11 protein-coding genes and 2 pseudogenes are annotated in these 16,407 nt (G+C 65.4%); 4 read left to right on the forward strand and 9 right to left on the reverse strand.

Going from position 1 to position 16,407, the window contains the following annotated elements:
• The 6 genes and pseudogenes from NCS00_RS23120 to glgX form a co-directional block, all read right to left on the reverse strand.
• Positions 1-245 (reverse strand): annotated as a pseudogene (locus NCS00_RS23120) (hypothetical protein); the annotation flags it as partial.
• A 21-nt stretch (positions 246-266) separates the two neighbouring features.
• Positions 267-494, reverse strand: a pseudogene (locus NCS00_RS33525) (DUF2950 family protein); the annotation flags it as partial.
• Positions 495-582: 88 nt separating this feature from the next.
• Positions 583-1,254 carry a VIT1/CCC1 transporter family protein gene (locus NCS00_RS23125; protein WP_008348510.1) on the reverse strand — a complete coding sequence of 224 codons (672 nt, stop codon included), beginning with the start codon at positions 1,252-1,254 and terminating at the stop codon, positions 583-585.
• Positions 1,255-1,264: 10 nt separating this feature from the next.
• Positions 1,265-2,260, reverse strand: a complete 996-nt coding sequence (locus NCS00_RS23130; protein ID WP_008348512.1) for a 2-hydroxyacid dehydrogenase — start codon at positions 2,258-2,260, stop codon at positions 1,265-1,267.
• A 42-nt stretch (positions 2,261-2,302) separates the two neighbouring features.
• Entirely contained in the window at positions 2,303-3,892 is a 1,590-nt protein-coding gene (locus NCS00_RS23135; protein WP_175981183.1) for an aspartate-alanine antiporter-like transporter, read from the reverse strand.
• 89 nt (positions 3,893-3,981) lie between these two features.
• Complete coding sequence (glgX, locus tag NCS00_RS23140; RefSeq protein WP_250441082.1) at positions 3,982-6,081, reverse strand: glycogen debranching protein GlgX; 2,100 nt, start codon at positions 6,079-6,081, stop codon at positions 3,982-3,984.
• 196 nt (positions 6,082-6,277) lie between these two features.
• Between glgX and NCS00_RS23145 the strand changes: the two genes are divergently transcribed.
• Positions 6,278-8,014, forward strand: a complete 1,737-nt coding sequence (locus tag NCS00_RS23145) for a SulP family inorganic anion transporter (RefSeq protein WP_250441083.1) — start codon at positions 6,278-6,280, stop codon at positions 8,012-8,014.
• On the opposite strand, the gene NCS00_RS23150 is transcribed toward NCS00_RS23145, so the two are convergent.
• From NCS00_RS23150 to NCS00_RS23160, 3 genes are all read right to left on the reverse strand, one after another.
• Entirely contained in the window at positions 7,996-9,672 is a 1,677-nt protein-coding gene (locus NCS00_RS23150; protein WP_250441084.1) for a fatty acid--CoA ligase, read from the reverse strand. The two genes, NCS00_RS23145 and NCS00_RS23150, sit on opposite strands and share 19 nt — an antisense overlap.
• A gap of 16 nt (positions 9,673-9,688) precedes the next feature.
• A complete protein-coding gene (locus NCS00_RS23155; protein WP_175981191.1) occupies positions 9,689-10,813 on the reverse strand; it encodes a porin in 1,125 nt (374 codons plus the stop codon).
• Positions 10,814-10,975: 162 nt separating this feature from the next.
• Positions 10,976-13,651 carry a winged helix-turn-helix domain-containing protein gene (locus tag NCS00_RS23160; protein ID WP_250441085.1) on the reverse strand — a complete coding sequence of 892 codons (2,676 nt, stop codon included), beginning with the start codon at positions 13,649-13,651 and terminating at the stop codon, positions 10,976-10,978.
• A 137-nt stretch (positions 13,652-13,788) separates the two neighbouring features.
• Here NCS00_RS23160 and NCS00_RS23165 point away from each other — a divergent pair, with 137 nt between their 5' ends.
• Genes NCS00_RS23165 through NCS00_RS23175 form a run of 3 tightly spaced genes read left to right on the forward strand, consistent with a single transcriptional unit; the run spans position 13,789 to position 16,398 of the window.
• Positions 13,789-14,520, forward strand: a complete 732-nt coding sequence (locus tag NCS00_RS23165) for a universal stress protein (protein ID WP_008348524.1) — start codon at positions 13,789-13,791, stop codon at positions 14,518-14,520.
• Positions 14,521-14,558: 38 nt separating this feature from the next.
• Positions 14,559-15,539 carry a quinone oxidoreductase family protein gene (locus NCS00_RS23170; RefSeq protein WP_175981196.1) on the forward strand — a complete coding sequence of 327 codons (981 nt, stop codon included), beginning with the start codon at positions 14,559-14,561 and terminating at the stop codon, positions 15,537-15,539.
• Positions 15,540-15,549: 10 nt separating this feature from the next.
• Complete coding sequence (locus NCS00_RS23175) at positions 15,550-16,398, forward strand: TauD/TfdA dioxygenase family protein (RefSeq protein ID WP_250441086.1); 849 nt, start codon at positions 15,550-15,552, stop codon at positions 16,396-16,398.
• The last annotated feature ends 9 nt before the right edge of the window (positions 16,399-16,407 follow it).

Consider the following 16,407-nt stretch of genomic DNA (forward strand, 5'->3'; position numbering starts at 1 on the left):
CCGCCGACGCGCTCGCCGCCGCCCACAGCCGGTCCGCCTTGCGGTGGCGGCGCCGCCGATGCCGTCGCCGGGTCGATGCCCGTGTTGCTCTTCGCCCAGCTGTAGCACGCGCCGTCGTCGCTTTGCTGCTTCTGCGCGCTCTGTCCCTTGGCCGGATAAGCGATCGGCTTGCTCTGCGCAATGGCGTCGAGCGCCATCACGGCGATCACGATGGCGCAGCCGGCACGCAATCTCGTTGCATTCATGGCGACTCCTTGCCTGATTTCCAGAGTTGGCGATTCAAGATTCTTTTGATACACGACGCCGTCGTTATTGACAATGAAAGTCATCGCGCCGCTTGCGCCGGATTGCACGCGATAGTCTGCAATACAGACCACACCGGATTCAGGAAGCGAACGCGTGAAGAACCTCTGACCAGAACAGCAAATTTGTATTCTCGTGTTGCCGTTTGTAGCTTGATGCGCGCCGGACGCAGCGCCGCGAAAAACATGCATATTCGAAGATATGCGAACGTCCTGGCGAATTCAAGAATCGCCGCATAGGTGTTTGTTCGCTGATTTGTCGAACGACTCGGGCTTTTAATTACCCGCCTAAAGCGATGATCGCCATCGTCAGAAGCACGCCGAGCGCCATCATCGCGAGACCGGCTTTCCAGCCGCGCCAACCCGCATAACCGCCCAGCGCGAAGCCGCAGCAAAACAGCATCGCGAGCGTGAGCACGCGCGATATGAAGAGCGCGGTCGGAACGTGCTTGACGAGAACAAAAGGCGCGGCGACCGGAAAGGTCGACAGTACGATGATGATGAAGATGCCCAGCGCCGCGAGAAAATCGTCGCGCACGAAGCGCGCGCGTTCCGGCAGGCTGTCGCTCGCGGCGATGCGCTTGCGGATGGATTCGAGATCGTCGTCGGAGATGAACGGATCGAGCGTCGCGGATACTCTCTCGCGCAACATGCGCACGCCCGCCGCCGCGTCGCGCTCGCGCTGGATCGCAAGCGCGAGCGCGTGCCTGCGCGCGCGGTCCGCGATCGTGCGAACGAGATACATGACGGCATCGGCGAGACCCCACGCGAGATTGCAGCCGAGCGCCGTGTAGAGCATCTTGTGTCCCGCCGCCTCGCCGCCCGTCGCCGCCGATACCGTGCCGACAAACGTCAGCGCCATGAAGAGGCCGAAGCACAGCTCCGACACGCGATCGACGGTGTCGAGCACCGGCGCTCGCGTGCGTTTGCCCGGCGAAGTCTCCTCGTGCATGAGCGCGCGGCTATCCGACCTTCACCTCGTTTTCCAGGGGTTGATTGTTCTCGAAAGCCGTGATGCTCTGCAGCGTGGTTTCGCAGATCGTCGTCAACGCTTCGCGCGTCAGATAAGCCTGATGCCCCGTCACGATCACATTCGGAAACGACACGAGCCGCTGGAAAACGTCGTCGGTGATGATTTCGCTCGAGAGATCGCGGAAGAAGAGATCGGCTTCCTGTTCGTAGACGTCGATTGCGAGGCCGCCCAGTTGTCCCGTCTTCAGCGCTTCGATCACCGCTTCGGTGTCGATCAGTCCGCCGCGGCTCGTATTGACGAGCAACGCGCCGTGCTTCGAACGCTTGAGCGATTCCGCGTTGATGATGTGATGCGTCTCTGGCGTCAGCGGGCAAAAGAGCGCGACGATGTCCGCCTTCTCGCCGATCTCGCCGGACGTCGCGTAACGCAACCCGAGCGCCTCGAACTGTTTCGACGGATACGGATCGTAGCCGATCACGTTGCAGCCGAAGCCCTGCATGATCTTCGCGAACACGCAGCCGATCTTGCCCGTTCCCACGACCGCGACGGTTTTGCCGTACAGATCGAAACCGATGAGGCCGTCGAGCGAGAAGTTCGAATCGCGCGTGCGGTTGTATGCGCGATGCACTTTGCGATTGATCGCGAGCAAGAGCGCGACCGCGTGCTCCGCGACCGAGTTCGGCGAATAGTTGACGACGCGAACCACCTTGATGCCGAGCTTCGCGGCGGCCGCGAGATCGACGTTGTTGAAGCCGGTGCAGCGCAGCGCCACGAGACGCGTGCCGCCTTTGTGCAGCGCTTCGAGCACTTCGGCATTCGCCGTATCGTTGACGAAGATGCAGACCGCGCCGTAGCCCGCCGCGAGCTCGACGGTGTCCATGTCGAGCGACATGTCGTGGTACCGGAGCTTGTGGTTTTCCTTCTTGTTCGCCTGGTCGATGTACTGACGCTCGTAAGGGGTCGAACTATAGATCGCCACTTCCATGATGCACTCCTTGAAAATTGTATTGACGGGTCGGTCAAGAGCCTAACCCGCGGCCAGCGATATGGCGATCTGCACGAATAACACCTTGACGATGGTCATCGACGGAAAAATCATCGCGTACATGATGTCCGGCTGATCCGTCGGCGCGACGCGGTTCGCGAACGCGAGGATCGCCGGATTGCCGGTCGCGCCGCAGATCACGCCGATCGACGTGTCGAACGGCAGCCTGAAAATCCACAGGCAGCATATCGCCGTGACCGCCACGAGCACGAATACCGTGATGATGCTGAAGACGAGCAGAATCGGCCCGGCGGTGCCAACGGTGTCGACGAACTTCGGCCCGCACGAAATGCCCACTTGCGCGAGAAAAATCGTGAGGCCGAGATTGCGCAAGACGAGATTCGCGGACAGCGGCATCACCCAGACGAACGGCCCGTTGCGGCGCGCCTTGCCGAGACACAGCGCGACCAGGAGCAGCGCGGCGAGACCCAGACTGAACGCGCCGAGGCCGGGAATCGGCAGCGGAATCGCGCCGGCCAGCAAGCCCAGCGCCGCGCCGATGCCGAGGCAGATGAAGCTCAGGTCCGCCGTGCCCTTGATCGAATCGCCGAAGAACGTCCGCATGGTCGCCTGATGCGCGCGATTGACGAGCAGCCCGACGCGATCGCCCGCTTCGAGGATGAGATCGGGCGTCGAGAGCATGTCCGCGTCGCCGCGCCGCACGTGCGCAATGGCGCAGTTCACGCCATCGGGAAAGCGGATGTCGCCGAGCGCCATGCCGACGACCGCCGGATTCGACGCGAACACGCGCATGTAGTCGAGGTCCTCGCGATGGCTCGTCATGCGGCCCGGCTGCATTTCGCCGCAGAGCGCGGCGGCTTCTTCGAGCAGACGGCGATCGGTGCTCGTGGCGAGCAGCACGTCGTCAGCGCGCAGCGTGAGGTCGGCGGCGGGCAACTGATTGTGATGCGCGCGCCGCACCGCCGCGATCGCCACGCCCGAGGGCAGCCGGCTCGACAGCTCCGACAACCTGAGGCCGATGAGGCCCGCGTTTCGCAGCGCGATTTCGGCCGTTTCGAGTATCTTCGCGGGCGGCTTCTGAATCTTTACCTTCAGCGCAACGTTGAGCAGATAGATGAGCAGGATCGGCCCGGCGACGCCGAACGGATAGGAAATGCTGTAGGCGACGGCCGCATCGTTGCTTTTCATCGATGCGATCGCGACCTGCAGGCTCGCCGTGCTGGTTCCGCTGCCGGCGAACATGCCGAGCGCATCGGCGAGCTTGATGCCGAAGTGGATGAAGCCGCACGCCACGAGGCCCGCGACGATCACGCCGACGCACGCGGCGATGTTCGCCTTCATGCCCTCGCGGCTCGTCAGTCCGCGAAAGAACTGCGCGCCGTACTGAATGCCGATGCCGTATAAAAACAGCAGCAGCCCCAGCGTGCCGAGCAACGGCGGCGGTGCGGACTTCGGCGCGAATGCGCCGATCGCGAGCCCGACGAACAGCACCGCGCCGGAGCCGAGGGCCACGCCTTTGATGTTGATTTCACCGATCAGATAGCCCAGCGCGATCGTCAGAAAAAGCGCGAACAACGACTGATTCTCGAGGAAGGTTCTGACTGCATCCATGCCGCCTCCTGTGGGTGGACAAAGCAACTCGGCAGTACACGAACATTAAAGGCGCTTTGCGTCGCACAGTCCAGCACCGCCGTGCGTATTCAACGGGACTGAAGCACGACGACGCTGCGCGCCTCGACGCGGCACGCACCGCGCTCGACGAGCGCCGTTTCGACATTCGGAACAATGTCGTTCGGCGATTCGGCAGATGTATCGACGACGCGCAGCCAGCTCGAATTGTCCACCGCCGGCAGCGCGGCCTCGCGCGCATCGTCGTTCATGTTGAGGACGATGTGCAGCATCGGCTCGCCCGGCGCGTGGCCCGCGAGCGTGAACGCCACGAAGCGCGCGCCGGGGTCGTGCCACGCGGGCGCATCGAGACGTTCGCCGTGCCATGCGACATCGGGATGCGTTTGTCCGTTCGCCGGACGTCCCGTCAGAAAGCGTCGGCGGCGCAGGCTCGCGTGACGCTTGCGCAGCGCGATCATCTCGCGCGTGAAACGCAACATGTCGCGCGCGTCGTCGGAAAGTTGCCAGTCCATCCACGAAAGCGCGTTGTCCTGACAGAACGCGTTGTTGTTGCCGCGCTGGCTGCGCAGGAGCTCGTCGCCGGCGAGAAGCATCGGCACACCTTGGCTCAGCAGCAGGATCGCGATGAAGTTGCGCGCCTGCCGAAGCCGCAGTTGGATGATCGCGGGATCGTCCGTCTCGCCTTCCGCGCCGCAATTCCACGACAGATTGTCGTTGCTGCCGTCGCGATTGTCCTCGCCGTTCGCCTCGTTGTGCTTCGCGTCGTAGCTGACGAGATCGGCGAGCGTAAAGCCGTCATGGCACGTCACGAAGTTGATGCTGTTCGCGGGCAGCCGGCCATCGTCCTCGTAGAGGTCCGCGCTGCCCGCGATGCGCGTGCACACTTCGCCGACGATGCCCGGCTCGCCGCGCACGAAGCGCCGGATCGCGTCGCGATAACGCCCGTTCCACTCGGACCAGTCCATGCCGGGGAACGTGCCGACGTGATAAAGACCGCCCGCATCCCAGGCTTCGGCGATCAACGGCACGCGCGCGAGGATCGGCGATGCTTCCATCGCCCAGGGTAACGGCGGCGTGCGCAGCAATTCGCCGTGCTCGCCGCGAGCAAAGACGCTCGCGAGATCGAAGCGGAAGCCGTCGACGCCGAGTTCGCGCACCCAGTATTCGAGGCAACGCATGATGAACGCCGACACCAGCGGATGATTGCAATTGACCGTATTGCCGCAGCCCGTGTAATCGAGGTATCGCCGCGAATCGTTCGGGTCGGACTGATAGAAGGCGTCGTTGGCGAAGACCTTGAAGTGGATCAGCGGGCCGTTGTTGCCCGCCTCCGACGTGTGATTGAACACGACATCGAGCAGCACGCGAATGTCCGCCGCGTGCAATGCGTCGACGAGTTCGCGAAATTCCTGCGGCGCCCGCGCGGGCTCGACGCAATAGCGCGGATGCGGGCTATAGAAGCCATATGTGCTGTAGCCCCAATAGTTGCGAAGTCCGCGCTCGGCGGCGAAGGCGGGAAGGTCCTGTTCGTCGAAGGCCATCACGGGAAGCAGTTCGACATGCGTGACGCCGAGCGCCTTCAGATAGGGAATCTTTTCGATGAGACCTGCGAACGTGCCCGGATGACGCACGCCGCTCGACGCATGCCGCGTGAAGCCGCCGACATGCAGTTCGTAGATGATCGCGTCGTCGAGCGTGCGGATGTCCACGTCGTCGACGGGCCGATTCAACGGCTCCGTCACGATGCCTCTGAGCGACGCGTGTTCGGCGGCGTGCACAGCGGCGGCCTGCGCGCGATCGTAGAAGCGGTCGCTCACGCCGCGCGCTTGCGGATCGAGCAGTTCCTTCCGGCTCGCGGCTTCGTCGCTCATCTGGGGCACGTCGAGCGGGCCGTATGCGCGCCACGTATAGCAGCAACGCAGCGGCAGATCTTCGACGAACACATGCCAGAAGAAATACGTGCGGTTCGTTTCGCTCGTGAGCGCGATGACCTGAAACGGTTCGACGCTCTCTTCCGATGCGTACAGCAATAGTTCGACGCGCGTCGCGCGCCGGCAGAACGCGCAGAAGTTGACGCCGCCCGGCATGACCGTCGCGCCGAGCGGGAAGCGCGAGCCGGTCCGCGTGCGATAGCCCGCGTGATCGTGCGCGACTGCAGGAACATCGCTCATGGTCGTCTCCCGCTTCGCTTCGTCACACTGAGCAAGGATATGTGAGGCGTCGCGGATTACAAGTGGACGGCTCGGGCGCGCGTCGCATCCGCGGGTGTTAAGCGTTTCAATATTTCTGTCGGATCGTTTCATCCGCTTGACCCCATTCGGATTCCGGCTACAACGGAATCAGTGCACACGTTGCGTGGAAGCGGTCATGCCATCCGAACAAACGTTACAAGAAGGGTCGAGCGGCGGCGGCGTACAAGGCTGGTCGCGTCATGTGCCGTTGATCGCGTTGCTGCGCGACTATCGCGTGGGGTGGCTGAAGAACGACATCATCGCCGGACTCGTGCTGACGACGATGCTCGTGCCCGTCGGCGTCGCATATGCGCAGGCGTCGGGCGTGCCGGGCGTGTGCGGCCTCTATGCGACGATCGTCCCGCTACTCGCCTACGCGATCTTCGGCCCGAGCCGCATTCTCGTGCTCGGCCCCGATTCCGCGCTCGCCGCGCCCGTGCTCGCGGTCGTCGTGCTGAGCGCATCCGGCGATCCGTCGCGCGCGATCGCCGTCGCGGGCATGATGGCGATCGTCTCCGGTTTGGTGTGCGTCGTTTTCGGCCTGCTCAAGCTCGGCTTCGTCACCGAGTTGCTCTCGAAGCCGATTCGCTACGGCTATATGAACGGCATCGCGCTGACCGTGCTGATCAGCCAGTTGCCGAAGCTCTTTGCGATATCCATCGAAGATCACGGGCCGTTGCGCGATCTCGCGACTCTCGCCAAAGGCATCGCCGCTGGCCAGTCGAACTGGTACAGCTTCGCCGTCGGCGCGGCGAGCCTCGCGCTCATTCTCCTGCTCAAGCGCTTCGAAAAGGTGCCGGGCATTCTCATCGCCGTCGTGCTCGCGACGCTATGCGTGAGCGTGTTCCATCTCGACCAGCGCGGCGTGAAAGTGCTCGGGACCATCCCGCAAGGACTGCCCGCGTTCTCGCTGCCGTGGCTGAGCGATGCCGATTTCGTGCGCATCGTGCTCGGCGGCTGCGCGGTCGCGCTCATCGCTTTCGCCGATACCAGCGTGCTGTCGCGCACCTTCGCGGCGCGCGCCAATACGCGCGTCGATCCGAATCAGGAGATGATCGCGCTAGGCGTCGCCAATCTCGCGACCGGTCTGTTTCAGAGCTTCCCGGTCAGCAGCAGTTCGTCGCGCACGCCTGTCGCGGAAGCGGCGGGCGCGCGCACGCAGGTGACGGGCATCGTCGGCGCGGTGGCGGTGGCGGCCGTGCTGCTCGCCGGGCCGAATCTGCTGCGTCATCTGCCGAGCAGCGCGCTCGCGGCCGTCGTGATTGCCGCGGCCATCGGACTATTCGAGTTCAGGGATCTGAAGCGCATCTATCGCATTCAGCAATGGGAGTTCTGGCTGTCGATCTGCTGCTTCGCCGGCGTGGCGGTGTTCGGTGCGATTCCCGGCATCTGCATCGCCGTGGTGATCGCGGTCATCGAATTCCTTTGGGATGGATGGCGGCCGCATTACGCCGTGCTCGGGCGCGTGGAAGGACTGCGCGGTTATCACGACACGATGCGATACCCGCAAGCGGAACAGGTTCCGGGCCTGCTGCTGTTCCGCTGGGACGCGCCGCTTTTCTTCGCGAACGCCGAGCTGTTCCAGCAGCGCGTGCTCGAAGCGGTGAAGCAGGCGCCGACGCAAGTCAAACGCGTCGTCGTGACGGCCGAGCCGGTCACGAGCGTCGATGTCACGTCCGCCGACATGCTGCGCGAACTGCATCGCGCGTTGCAGGAACGCGGCATCGCGCTGCATTTCGCCGAGATGAAAGACCCGGTTCGCGACAAGCTCAGGCGCTTCGAACTGACGCCGATCTTTCCCGATGCGTGCTTTCATCCGACGATAGGCAGCGCCGTCGACGCCTGGCTCGCCTGTCAGACGCCCGCCGCCTGAATGTCGGCGAAGCGCGCCCGGAGCGTCTTCTTGTCGATCTTGCCGACGCTCGTCTTGCTGATCGCGTCGATGAAGCGCACGTCGCGCGGCACCGCATAGCGCGAGATGCGTCCGGTTTCGGCGATGCCGCGCAGATATCGCGTGATCATTTCCTCCGTGATCGGCGCCGCGCAATCCGGCTTCTGCACGACGAGCGCGAGCGGGCGTTCGCCCCACTTCGCATCGGGCACGCCGATCACCGCGACCTCGGCCACGCCCGGCAACTGCGAGATCAGGCTTTCGACTTCGAGCGACGACACCCATTCCCCGCCCGACTTGATGACGTCCTTCGCGCGATCGGTGATGCGCAGATAGCCGTCGGCATCGACGTTGCCGATGTCCTGCGTATGCAGCGCGCCGCCTTCCCACAACGTCGCGGATGCCTCGTGATTCTTCAGATAGCCTTGCGTGAGCCACGGCGCGCGCGCGACGATCTCGCCGCACGTGCGGCCATCGCGCGGCGCTTCGCGCAGTTCGTCGTCGACGATGCGCAAGTCGACGAGTGGAATCGCGCGGCCCGTCGTGCAACGCAGGCGCACTTGCTCGTCGGCGTCGAGCGTGTCCGCGTGCGGGGGCAATTGCGCGAGACTCAGCAGCGGACCGCTCTCCGACATGCCGTATCCCGAGAACACGTCGATGCCGCGTCCGAGCGCCGCGCGCGCGAGTCCTTCGGTCAGCGCGCCGCCGCCGATCACGACCTTCCATCGGCGCAAATCGACGGCTTCGGCATCCGGGCATGTCAGAAGCATATGCAGGATCGTGCCGACGCAATGCGAGAACGTCACGCCTTCTTCCTCGATCAGGCGCATGATGTTCTGCGGCACATAGCGGCCGGGGTACACCTGTTTCACGCCGAGCATCGTCGCGATGTAGGGCATGCCCCACGCGTGCACATGGAACATCGGCGTGAGCGGCATGTAGACATCGCCGCGATGAAAGCGCTGGCCGCTCGCCGGGCTCGCGAGCGCGGCCATTCCGGCAATCGTATGCAGCACGAGCTGGCGATGCGAAAAGTACACGCCCTTGGGCTTGCCGGTCGTGCCGGTCGTGTAGAACGTCGTGGCGCGCGTGTTCTCGTCGAAATCGGGAAACTCGCGCACGGGATCGGCGGCGGCGAGCATCGCTTCGTATTCACGCGCGAACCCGATGCCGTGCTCCGGAACCGCGACGCCTTGCTCATCGATCCAGATGAAAGTACGCACGGTTTCGAGGCGCGTTCTGATCGCGTCGATCACCGGCAGGAAATCGGTATGCACGATCAGCATGTCCGCGCCCGCATGATTGAGCGTGTACAGAATCTCGTCCTGCGAAAGCCGCACGTTCACCGATTGCAGGACCGCGCCCATCATCGGCACGGCGAAATAGCATTCGAGATAGCGATGGCTGTCCCAGTCCATCATCGCGACGGTGCTGCCATGCTTCGCGCCGAGCGCGTCGAGGGCATTCGCGAGGCGCGCGACGCGCTCCGTCATCGTGCGATACGACTGCCGCACCGCGCCGCGATAGACGATCTCCTGATCCGGCGAATTCGCGAGCGGCGTGTGCAGCAACTGCTTGATGAGCAACGGGTACGAATACGCGTCGGGCGCGGCGTGCGGGTCGAAATACGTGTCTTGCATCCTTGTCTCCAAATATTCAGAAGTTGTGGCGCAGGCCGAGCATGGCCGCGGTCGTCGACTTGCCCGGCGCGGTCGGCTGGCCGTAGGCGATCATCTGGTTCATCGTGCCGTTGTTGTCGACGTGGCCGACTTCGGCATACGCGAGCGTGCGCTTCGACAGGTTGTATTCCGCGCCGATCGCGAATTCCAGTGAGTGATTCGACGACTGGTTCTTGTCCTTGATGTAGTAGACGCCGGTCGTCACGTTGAGATTGGGCGCGAAGCGATAGCCAAGACCGCCCGAGTACATGTCGAAGTTCGCGCGATCCGAATCGGCGGGGTTCTTGCCGTTCGCGTAGGACATCGAGATCGAGAAGCCGTGCGTCGTGTACAGGCCGCCGAAATACATCATGCGATTGTTGTTGAGTCCGGTGGGCACGGAGCCGGGCGCGGGATTCGCGTCGTGGCCGTTGTAGTAGACAGCCGTCAGCGTCAAGCCGAAGTTCGAGTACTTCAGCACCGCCGATTCGCGCGTGCCGCCCTGAAACTGTCCCGCCACGCCGCCGGGAGCATATTCGAGCGATGCCGACAAACCCGCATACGTCGGCGACTGATACACGAGCGCGTTGCTGTCGTAGAGCGCGCCGATCGAGCCGTTGGTGCTCGTGCCGGGCCAGCCGGCCGCCGTGTTCATGCCGAGCCATGCGGTCAGCACGCTGCCGAAATACTGCGCGCGGCGCACGTCGGTGTCGTACATCGCCCAGATCATCGGCACGATCTGGCGGCCCGCGTTGAAGGTGCCGAACGGGCCGGACACGCCGATCGTCGCGTATTGATTGAACATCGCGGTGGCGCCGGGCGTATCGGAGAGGCCGGTCTTGCCGGTGCCCGAATCGAACGAGCCTTGCAGCTTCACGTTGATGAAGTAGCCGCCGCCGAGATCTTCGCTGGCCTTCAGGCCCCAGACGCTCGAATAGATGCCGCCGTCCTTGAAGCGATACACCTTCCCCGTGTCCCGCGCGTTGCGCGCGAAGCTCGCCGCCGACGTGCTCTGATACATGAGGCCGGCGTCGAGCACGCCATAGAGCGTCACGGTGGATTGCGCATGCGCGCCGCCGGCGGCCAGCACGAGCCCTGCGGCAGTGGCGAATCTGAGCTTCATCGAGTCTCCTGATCTTGTTCTGGATGCGCCGCGCACCGATAGGGTCGCGGCGTCAGGAGGCAAGAATACGCATCGGCCAAGTGCCGAACCCCTCTCACGGAGAGAGGGGTAGGGATTGCGAGAGAGGCGGGAAAACCCTGCTGAAAACGCTTGAAAAAGGCGCTATTGCACGCCTTCGAGCAGGCCGAGCGCGATGGCGCGGCGCACCGCGTGCTTGCGCGAACTGGCGTCGAGCTTGCCGAAGAGATTCTTCAGATGCCACTTGACGGTGCCCTCGCCGACCGCCGCCGCGAGCGCGATTTCCTTGTTGCTCAAGGTGCGCGCGAGCAGTTCGAGAATCTCGCGCTCCTTCGGCGTGAGGATCACGCTCGGCAACGCGCGCGGCCCGCCTTCGCCCGAACGCGGCGGCACGCGCACGACATGCGGCGGCACGACCGGGCGCTCGCCGGCATCCACGCCGCCCGCTTCGCTCACGCGCCGCGCCCAGTCGGCGAGACCGGGATGCGCGTCGATCAACACGCGCCCGAGGTGATACGTGCGTGCGAGGTTCAGCGCTTCGAGAAACGGCGCGTGGCCGTCGCCCGTCGCGCGTTCCTGGGCGAACGCGCGCAACGCCATCAGCTCGATGCGCTCGCGTCCGCGCTTCATCGTCGCGGCGATCTGTTCCGCGCGCGCGAGCGGTTCGACCGCAGCCGGCCAGTCCTGACGCGCGAGCGCCGCGCCGCCGTGCGCCATCGTCTGCAGCATCTGCACGGAGCGGCTCCAGATCGGCCCGCGCGTGGCGATGTGTTCATCGACGATCGCGTCGATACGCTCGACGAGCGCATCGCAGGTCTGCGCGCGATAGCGTCCCGCATGCGCGCTCACCTGCTCCGCGAGGCTCGTCACGCAAAGACGCGGCAGATTGCGCGCGACGCCCATCGCGTAAAGCATTTCGAGCAGATCGAGCGCGCGATGCTCGTCGCCGCGCAACGCCGCGATGCGCGCCGCCGTGCGATACGCGAGCACGACGGTCTCCGGCAACGCCGCGCGTTCGAGCACGTCGAGACGGTTGGCGAGCAGCGCGGCGGCCTCGTCGATGCGATCGTCCTCATACGCGATCGACGCGCACGTCGCCGCGAACATGCACGTCAGCGGATGACGCCGCCCGAGGTCTTCTTCGGCGCTCGCGAGCGCGGGCAGCAGGACGCTTTCGGCGAGCTTCACCTGTCCTTCCTGAAGCCACGTCAGGCCGACCATGTGATCGCCCCAGCGCACGACATAGCCGAGCCCCTTGCCGATCTGCGCGCGCGTCACCGCCTGTTGCAGACGCCGCGCCTGCGCCGGCTCGCCGAGCAGCATCGCGCGGGCGGCGAGGCGGTTCGCATGCGACTGCGCGAGCCACGAGTCCTTGGGCGGCGGCGTCTGCGCCCACGGCTCGAAAAGCGTCAGGAAGCGGTCGGGATCGTCGGCGTACCACGCGGCCGCGCTCAGGATCAACGCGCATTCGTAACGCAAGGCGTCGTCCGCACCCGGCGATGCAAGCACGCGCTCGACCTGACGCTGCGCCTCGTGATGACGTTCGCCCAGCGCGAGCGCCCACGCGACCGCCAGACACAGGCGCGGACGCTTTTCCAGTTCCGCTTCCGGCAGACGTTCCAGCCACTCGAGCACGGTGCCGAGCTGGCCTTGCTTCACGGCGTCGTGCAGCGACTGCTCCGCGAGTTCGTACGCATGTTCGCGCTCGCCCGCCGCATGCGCGTGGCGCGCCGCCTGTTCGAGCATGCCGCGCGCGCCGAGCCAGCGCGCCGCGCGCCGATGCAGTTCCGCGCGCGCATCGTCCGCGAGCGCGGCAAAGCGCGTCTGCAGCACGTCGCGCACGAGCGGATGCAGGCGGCACCAGTCGCTCTCCTCCGCCGTCACGAAGACGGGCGTATCGCGCGTGAGACGTGCGAGGCGTTGCGGCGCGTCGGCGTCGCCGGTCAGGGCTTCGCACAAGTCGGGATGCAGCACGTCCACGACGCTGATGTCGACGAGCAGGCGTTCATCGGCGGATGACAGCTCGCTCAACAGCGCCGCGACGAGCGGTTCGCGCAAGCCGCGCGGGCCCGCCGCGAGATTGTCGAGCGCCGTGCGCGGGTCCTGCGCGCGCGCCATCGCGGTGAGCGCGAGTTGCAGGCCGAGCGGCCAGCCGCCGGTGATTTCGAAGAGGCGCGCGGCGGCATCGGCGTCGACGCGCGCGCCGAAACGCTGCGAGACGAGCGCGATGGTTTCATCGACGCGAAAACGCAGCGCGTCCGGCGCGACGAGTTCGGCCTGTCCGTAGGCGAGCAGTTCCGCCGCGGGCTTGTCGAGCCCCTGCCGGCCCGCCGCGACGATGCGCAGATTCTGCGGCGCGTTGTGCATCACGTAATCGAGCAGTTGCGCGCCGGGTTCCGGCAGACGATCGGCTTCGTCGACGATCAGCACGACATCGAGCGATAGCTGCGCAAGCTCCGCCAGCCACGCGGTGGCGAGATCGAACGCGCCGGCGGGCACGCCCGGATTTTCCGCGATGAGACGCCCGAACGAGGGCCGCGCGCAGCATGTCCGGATCGCGTGGACGAGCGCGCGCAGGAAGCGCTCCGCGTCGTCGCGATCGTCGGCGAGCAGCCACGCGACCGCCGCGCCGTGCGCCAGAAACTCGCGCCGCCATTGCGCGAGCAGCGACGTCTTGCCGTAACCCGCGCCGGCCTGCACGAGCACGATCTGGCTGCGTGCGGTGTCGGCGTTCAAACGGGCGCGCGCGAGCAGCCCGGACGGCGCGCGCGGCGCCATCGTCTTCAGAACGAGCTCGGTGGATGGGGAGTCGGTGGGCATCGGTAATTTTTTGTCTTCCATCTAGGATGGTTCGGATCGCGCGCGTGCGTCAAGCCCCTCCCGCCGCGAGAGGGGCGCTCGGCCGCCGCCCGCACTACGATTCGATCAACCGTGCAATTGAAACCCGAAGGATCACCATGTACCGACATCTGCTCGTGCCCGTCGAGCGCAACGACGCCAGCGTCGAGGCGACTGGCCATGCGGCCGAGCTCGCGCGCTCGCTCGGCGCACGCATCACGTTCGTCAGCCTGCATGCGGGCGCGAGCGACGATGCGGCGCAGCATCGCCGGATCGCGGCCGCCCTCGCCCGCGCCGAAGCCGCCGCTCGCGCGCACGGCGTGCCGGCGACGGTGCTCGGCGTGCAGGGCATCGATTCGGCGGCGGCGAACGATTACGACCTCGTGTGCATCGCGCAAGGCAGCGCGGTGCCGCCCTTGCCGGGCGTGGCCGTGCTGATCGCGCCGAGCGACGCGCGCCCGATGGTCACGAAGGCGGCGGGCGCGCTGCTCGCCGTGCATCGGATGCGCTCGGACGCTTACGACGATGCATTGCGCACTTCGCGACCCGATGCGCGGACGATCGAGCGTCTTCGCGAAACACATCACGAAGAAACCGCGCTGACCACGGCATTGCGCGAGCGCACATCGACGCTCGATGCCGAACTCGACGAACTCGCGCGCCTCGCCGAACGCGAAGCGGCGCTGCTCGCGCGCGTCGCGGCATCGATCGCGAATGGCGAGGTCATCGACGACACATTGCTTGCGAGCGCGCGCTTCGCGTGCGAACGCATGGGACGCATCGAAGGCGTCGTGCTGCCGGCCGCGCGCCGCTATCTGCGCGACGCCGACTGGAACGCGCTCGCGCGCTGAACGCCATACAGGAAACAGAGACTCAAGGAGACGAAACAATGGCACATGCAATCCGCTTTCACGAAACCGGCGGTCCGGAAGTGTTGCGCTGGGAAGAAGTCGCCGTGGGCGAACCCGGCCCGTTGGAGGTCCGTCTGCGTCACGAGGCCGTCGGGCTCAATTTCGCGGACACGTATTTCCGCTCGGGCCTCTATCCGGTGCCGCTGCCTTCGGGCATGGGCGTCGAAGCGGCGGGCGTCGTCGAGAAGGTCGGCGCGAACGTCACGCATCTGAAGGAAGGCGATCGCGTGACCTACACTGGTTTCATCAACACGCTCGGCGCGTACAGCACGGAGCGCATCATTTCCGCCGCGCCGCTCGTCAAGCTGCCCGATGCGATCGACTGCACGCGCGCCGCCGCCATGACGATGCGCGGCCTCACCGCCGCCTATCTGATGACGCGCATCCGCCGCTTCGAGCGTGGCGACACGCTGCTTTTGCACGCGGCGGCGGGCGGCGTCGGGCTGATCGTGTCGCAATGGGCGAAGCTGCTCGGCGTGACGGTGATCGGCACGGTATCGAGCGAAGAGAAAGCGCGCGTGGCGCGCGAGCATGGCGTGGCGCACACGATCGACTACAGCCGCGAGGACGTGGCCGCGCGCGTGCGCGAACTGACCGATGGCAAGGGCGTGAACGCGGTATTCGACAGCGTCGGCAAGACCACTTTCAACGCATCGCTCGATTCGCTCGCGCGCCGCGGTCTGATGGTGTGCGTCGGCACCGCATCGGGTCCGATTCCGCCGTTCGATCCGCAATTGCTCGCGATGAAAGGCTCGCTCTATCTGACGCGCCCGGCGCTCGCGGATTACATCGCCGATCCGGCCGAGAAGAATGCGCTCGCCGCCGAACTCTTCGATCACGTCGCGAGCGGGCGCATTCGCATCGAGATCAACCAGCGCTATGCACTGCGCGACGCGGCGGACGCTCATCGCGATCTCGAAGCGCGCAAGACCACGGGTTCGTCCGTGTTCGTCGTCTGAGGAGACATTCATGCGTATCGAACAACTTACTTGCGCGATCGGCGCGGAACTCACCGACGTCAATCTCGCCGACGCCCTTCACGACGACGCCCTCTTCGCCGAAATCCGCGCCGCGTTGCTCGCGCATCGCGTGCTTTTTCTGCGCGATCAGGAAATCACGCGCGCGGAGCACGTCGCGTTCGCGCGGCGCTTCGGCGAACTGGAGGATCATCCGGTCGCGGGAAGCGATCCGGACCATCCGGGGCTCGTGCGTATCTACAAGTCGCCCGATCAGCCGAACGACCGCTACGAAAACGCGTGGCACACGGACGCGACCTGGCGCGTCGCGCCGCCCTTCGGCTGCGTGCTGCGCTGCGTGGAAACGCCGCCCGTCGGCGGCGACACGATGTGGGCGAACATGGTGCTCGCGTATGAGAAGCTGCCCGCGCACGTCAAGGAACAGATCGCGGATTTGCGCGCGCGGCACAGCATCGAGGCGAGTTTCGGTGCGGCGATGCCTATCGAGAAACGCCTCGCGCTGAAGGCGCAGTTTCCCGATGCCGAGCATCCCGTCGTGCGCACGCATCCGGAAACGGGCGAGAAGGTGCTGTTCGTCAACGCCTTCGCGACGCACTTCACCAACTATCACACGCCGGAGCGCGTGCGCTTCGGGCAGGACGCGAATCCCGGCGCGGGGCAGTTGCTCGCGTATCTGCTGAGCCAGGCGTATATCCCGGAATATCAGGTGCGCTGGCGCTGGAAGAAGAACAGCATCGCCATCTGGGACAACCGCAGCACGCAGCATTACGCGGTGATGGACTATCCGCCGTGTCATCGCAAGATGGAGCGCGCGGGGATCATCGGCGACGTGCCCTTCTGATGGATCGAC

The sequence above is a fragment of the Caballeronia sp. AZ1_KS37 genome (genome assembly GCF_023631165.1).
Taxonomy (GTDB): Bacteria; Pseudomonadota; Gammaproteobacteria; order Burkholderiales; family Burkholderiaceae; genus Caballeronia; species Caballeronia zhejiangensis.

Excerpts from the sequence above, each read along its gene's own strand:
- NCS00_RS23125 (WP_008348510.1), bottom strand. The coding sequence starts at position 1,254 with ATGCACGAGGAGACTTCGCCGGGCAAACGCACGCGAGCGCCGGTGCTC.
- NCS00_RS23130 (WP_008348512.1), bottom strand. The coding sequence starts at position 2,260 with ATGGAAGTGGCGATCTATAGTTCGACCCCTTACGAGCGTCAGTACATC.
- NCS00_RS23135 (WP_175981183.1), bottom strand. The coding sequence starts at position 3,892 with ATGGATGCAGTCAGAACCTTCCTCGAGAATCAGTCGTTGTTCGCGCTT.
- glgX (WP_250441082.1), bottom strand. The coding sequence starts at position 6,081 with ATGAGCGATGTTCCTGCAGTCGCGCACGATCACGCGGGCTATCGCACG.
- NCS00_RS23145 (WP_250441083.1), top strand. The coding sequence starts at position 6,278 with ATGCCATCCGAACAAACGTTACAAGAAGGGTCGAGCGGCGGCGGCGTA.
- NCS00_RS23150 (WP_250441084.1), bottom strand. The coding sequence starts at position 9,672 with ATGCAAGACACGTATTTCGACCCGCACGCCGCGCCCGACGCGTATTCG.
- NCS00_RS23155 (WP_175981191.1), bottom strand. The coding sequence starts at position 10,813 with ATGAAGCTCAGATTCGCCACTGCCGCAGGGCTCGTGCTGGCCGCCGGC.
- NCS00_RS23160 (WP_250441085.1), bottom strand. The coding sequence starts at position 13,651 with ATGCCCACCGACTCCCCATCCACCGAGCTCGTTCTGAAGACGATGGCG.
- NCS00_RS23165 (WP_008348524.1), top strand. The coding sequence starts at position 13,789 with ATGTACCGACATCTGCTCGTGCCCGTCGAGCGCAACGACGCCAGCGTC.
- NCS00_RS23170 (WP_175981196.1), top strand. The coding sequence starts at position 14,559 with ATGGCACATGCAATCCGCTTTCACGAAACCGGCGGTCCGGAAGTGTTG.
- NCS00_RS23175 (WP_250441086.1), top strand. The coding sequence starts at position 15,550 with ATGCGTATCGAACAACTTACTTGCGCGATCGGCGCGGAACTCACCGAC.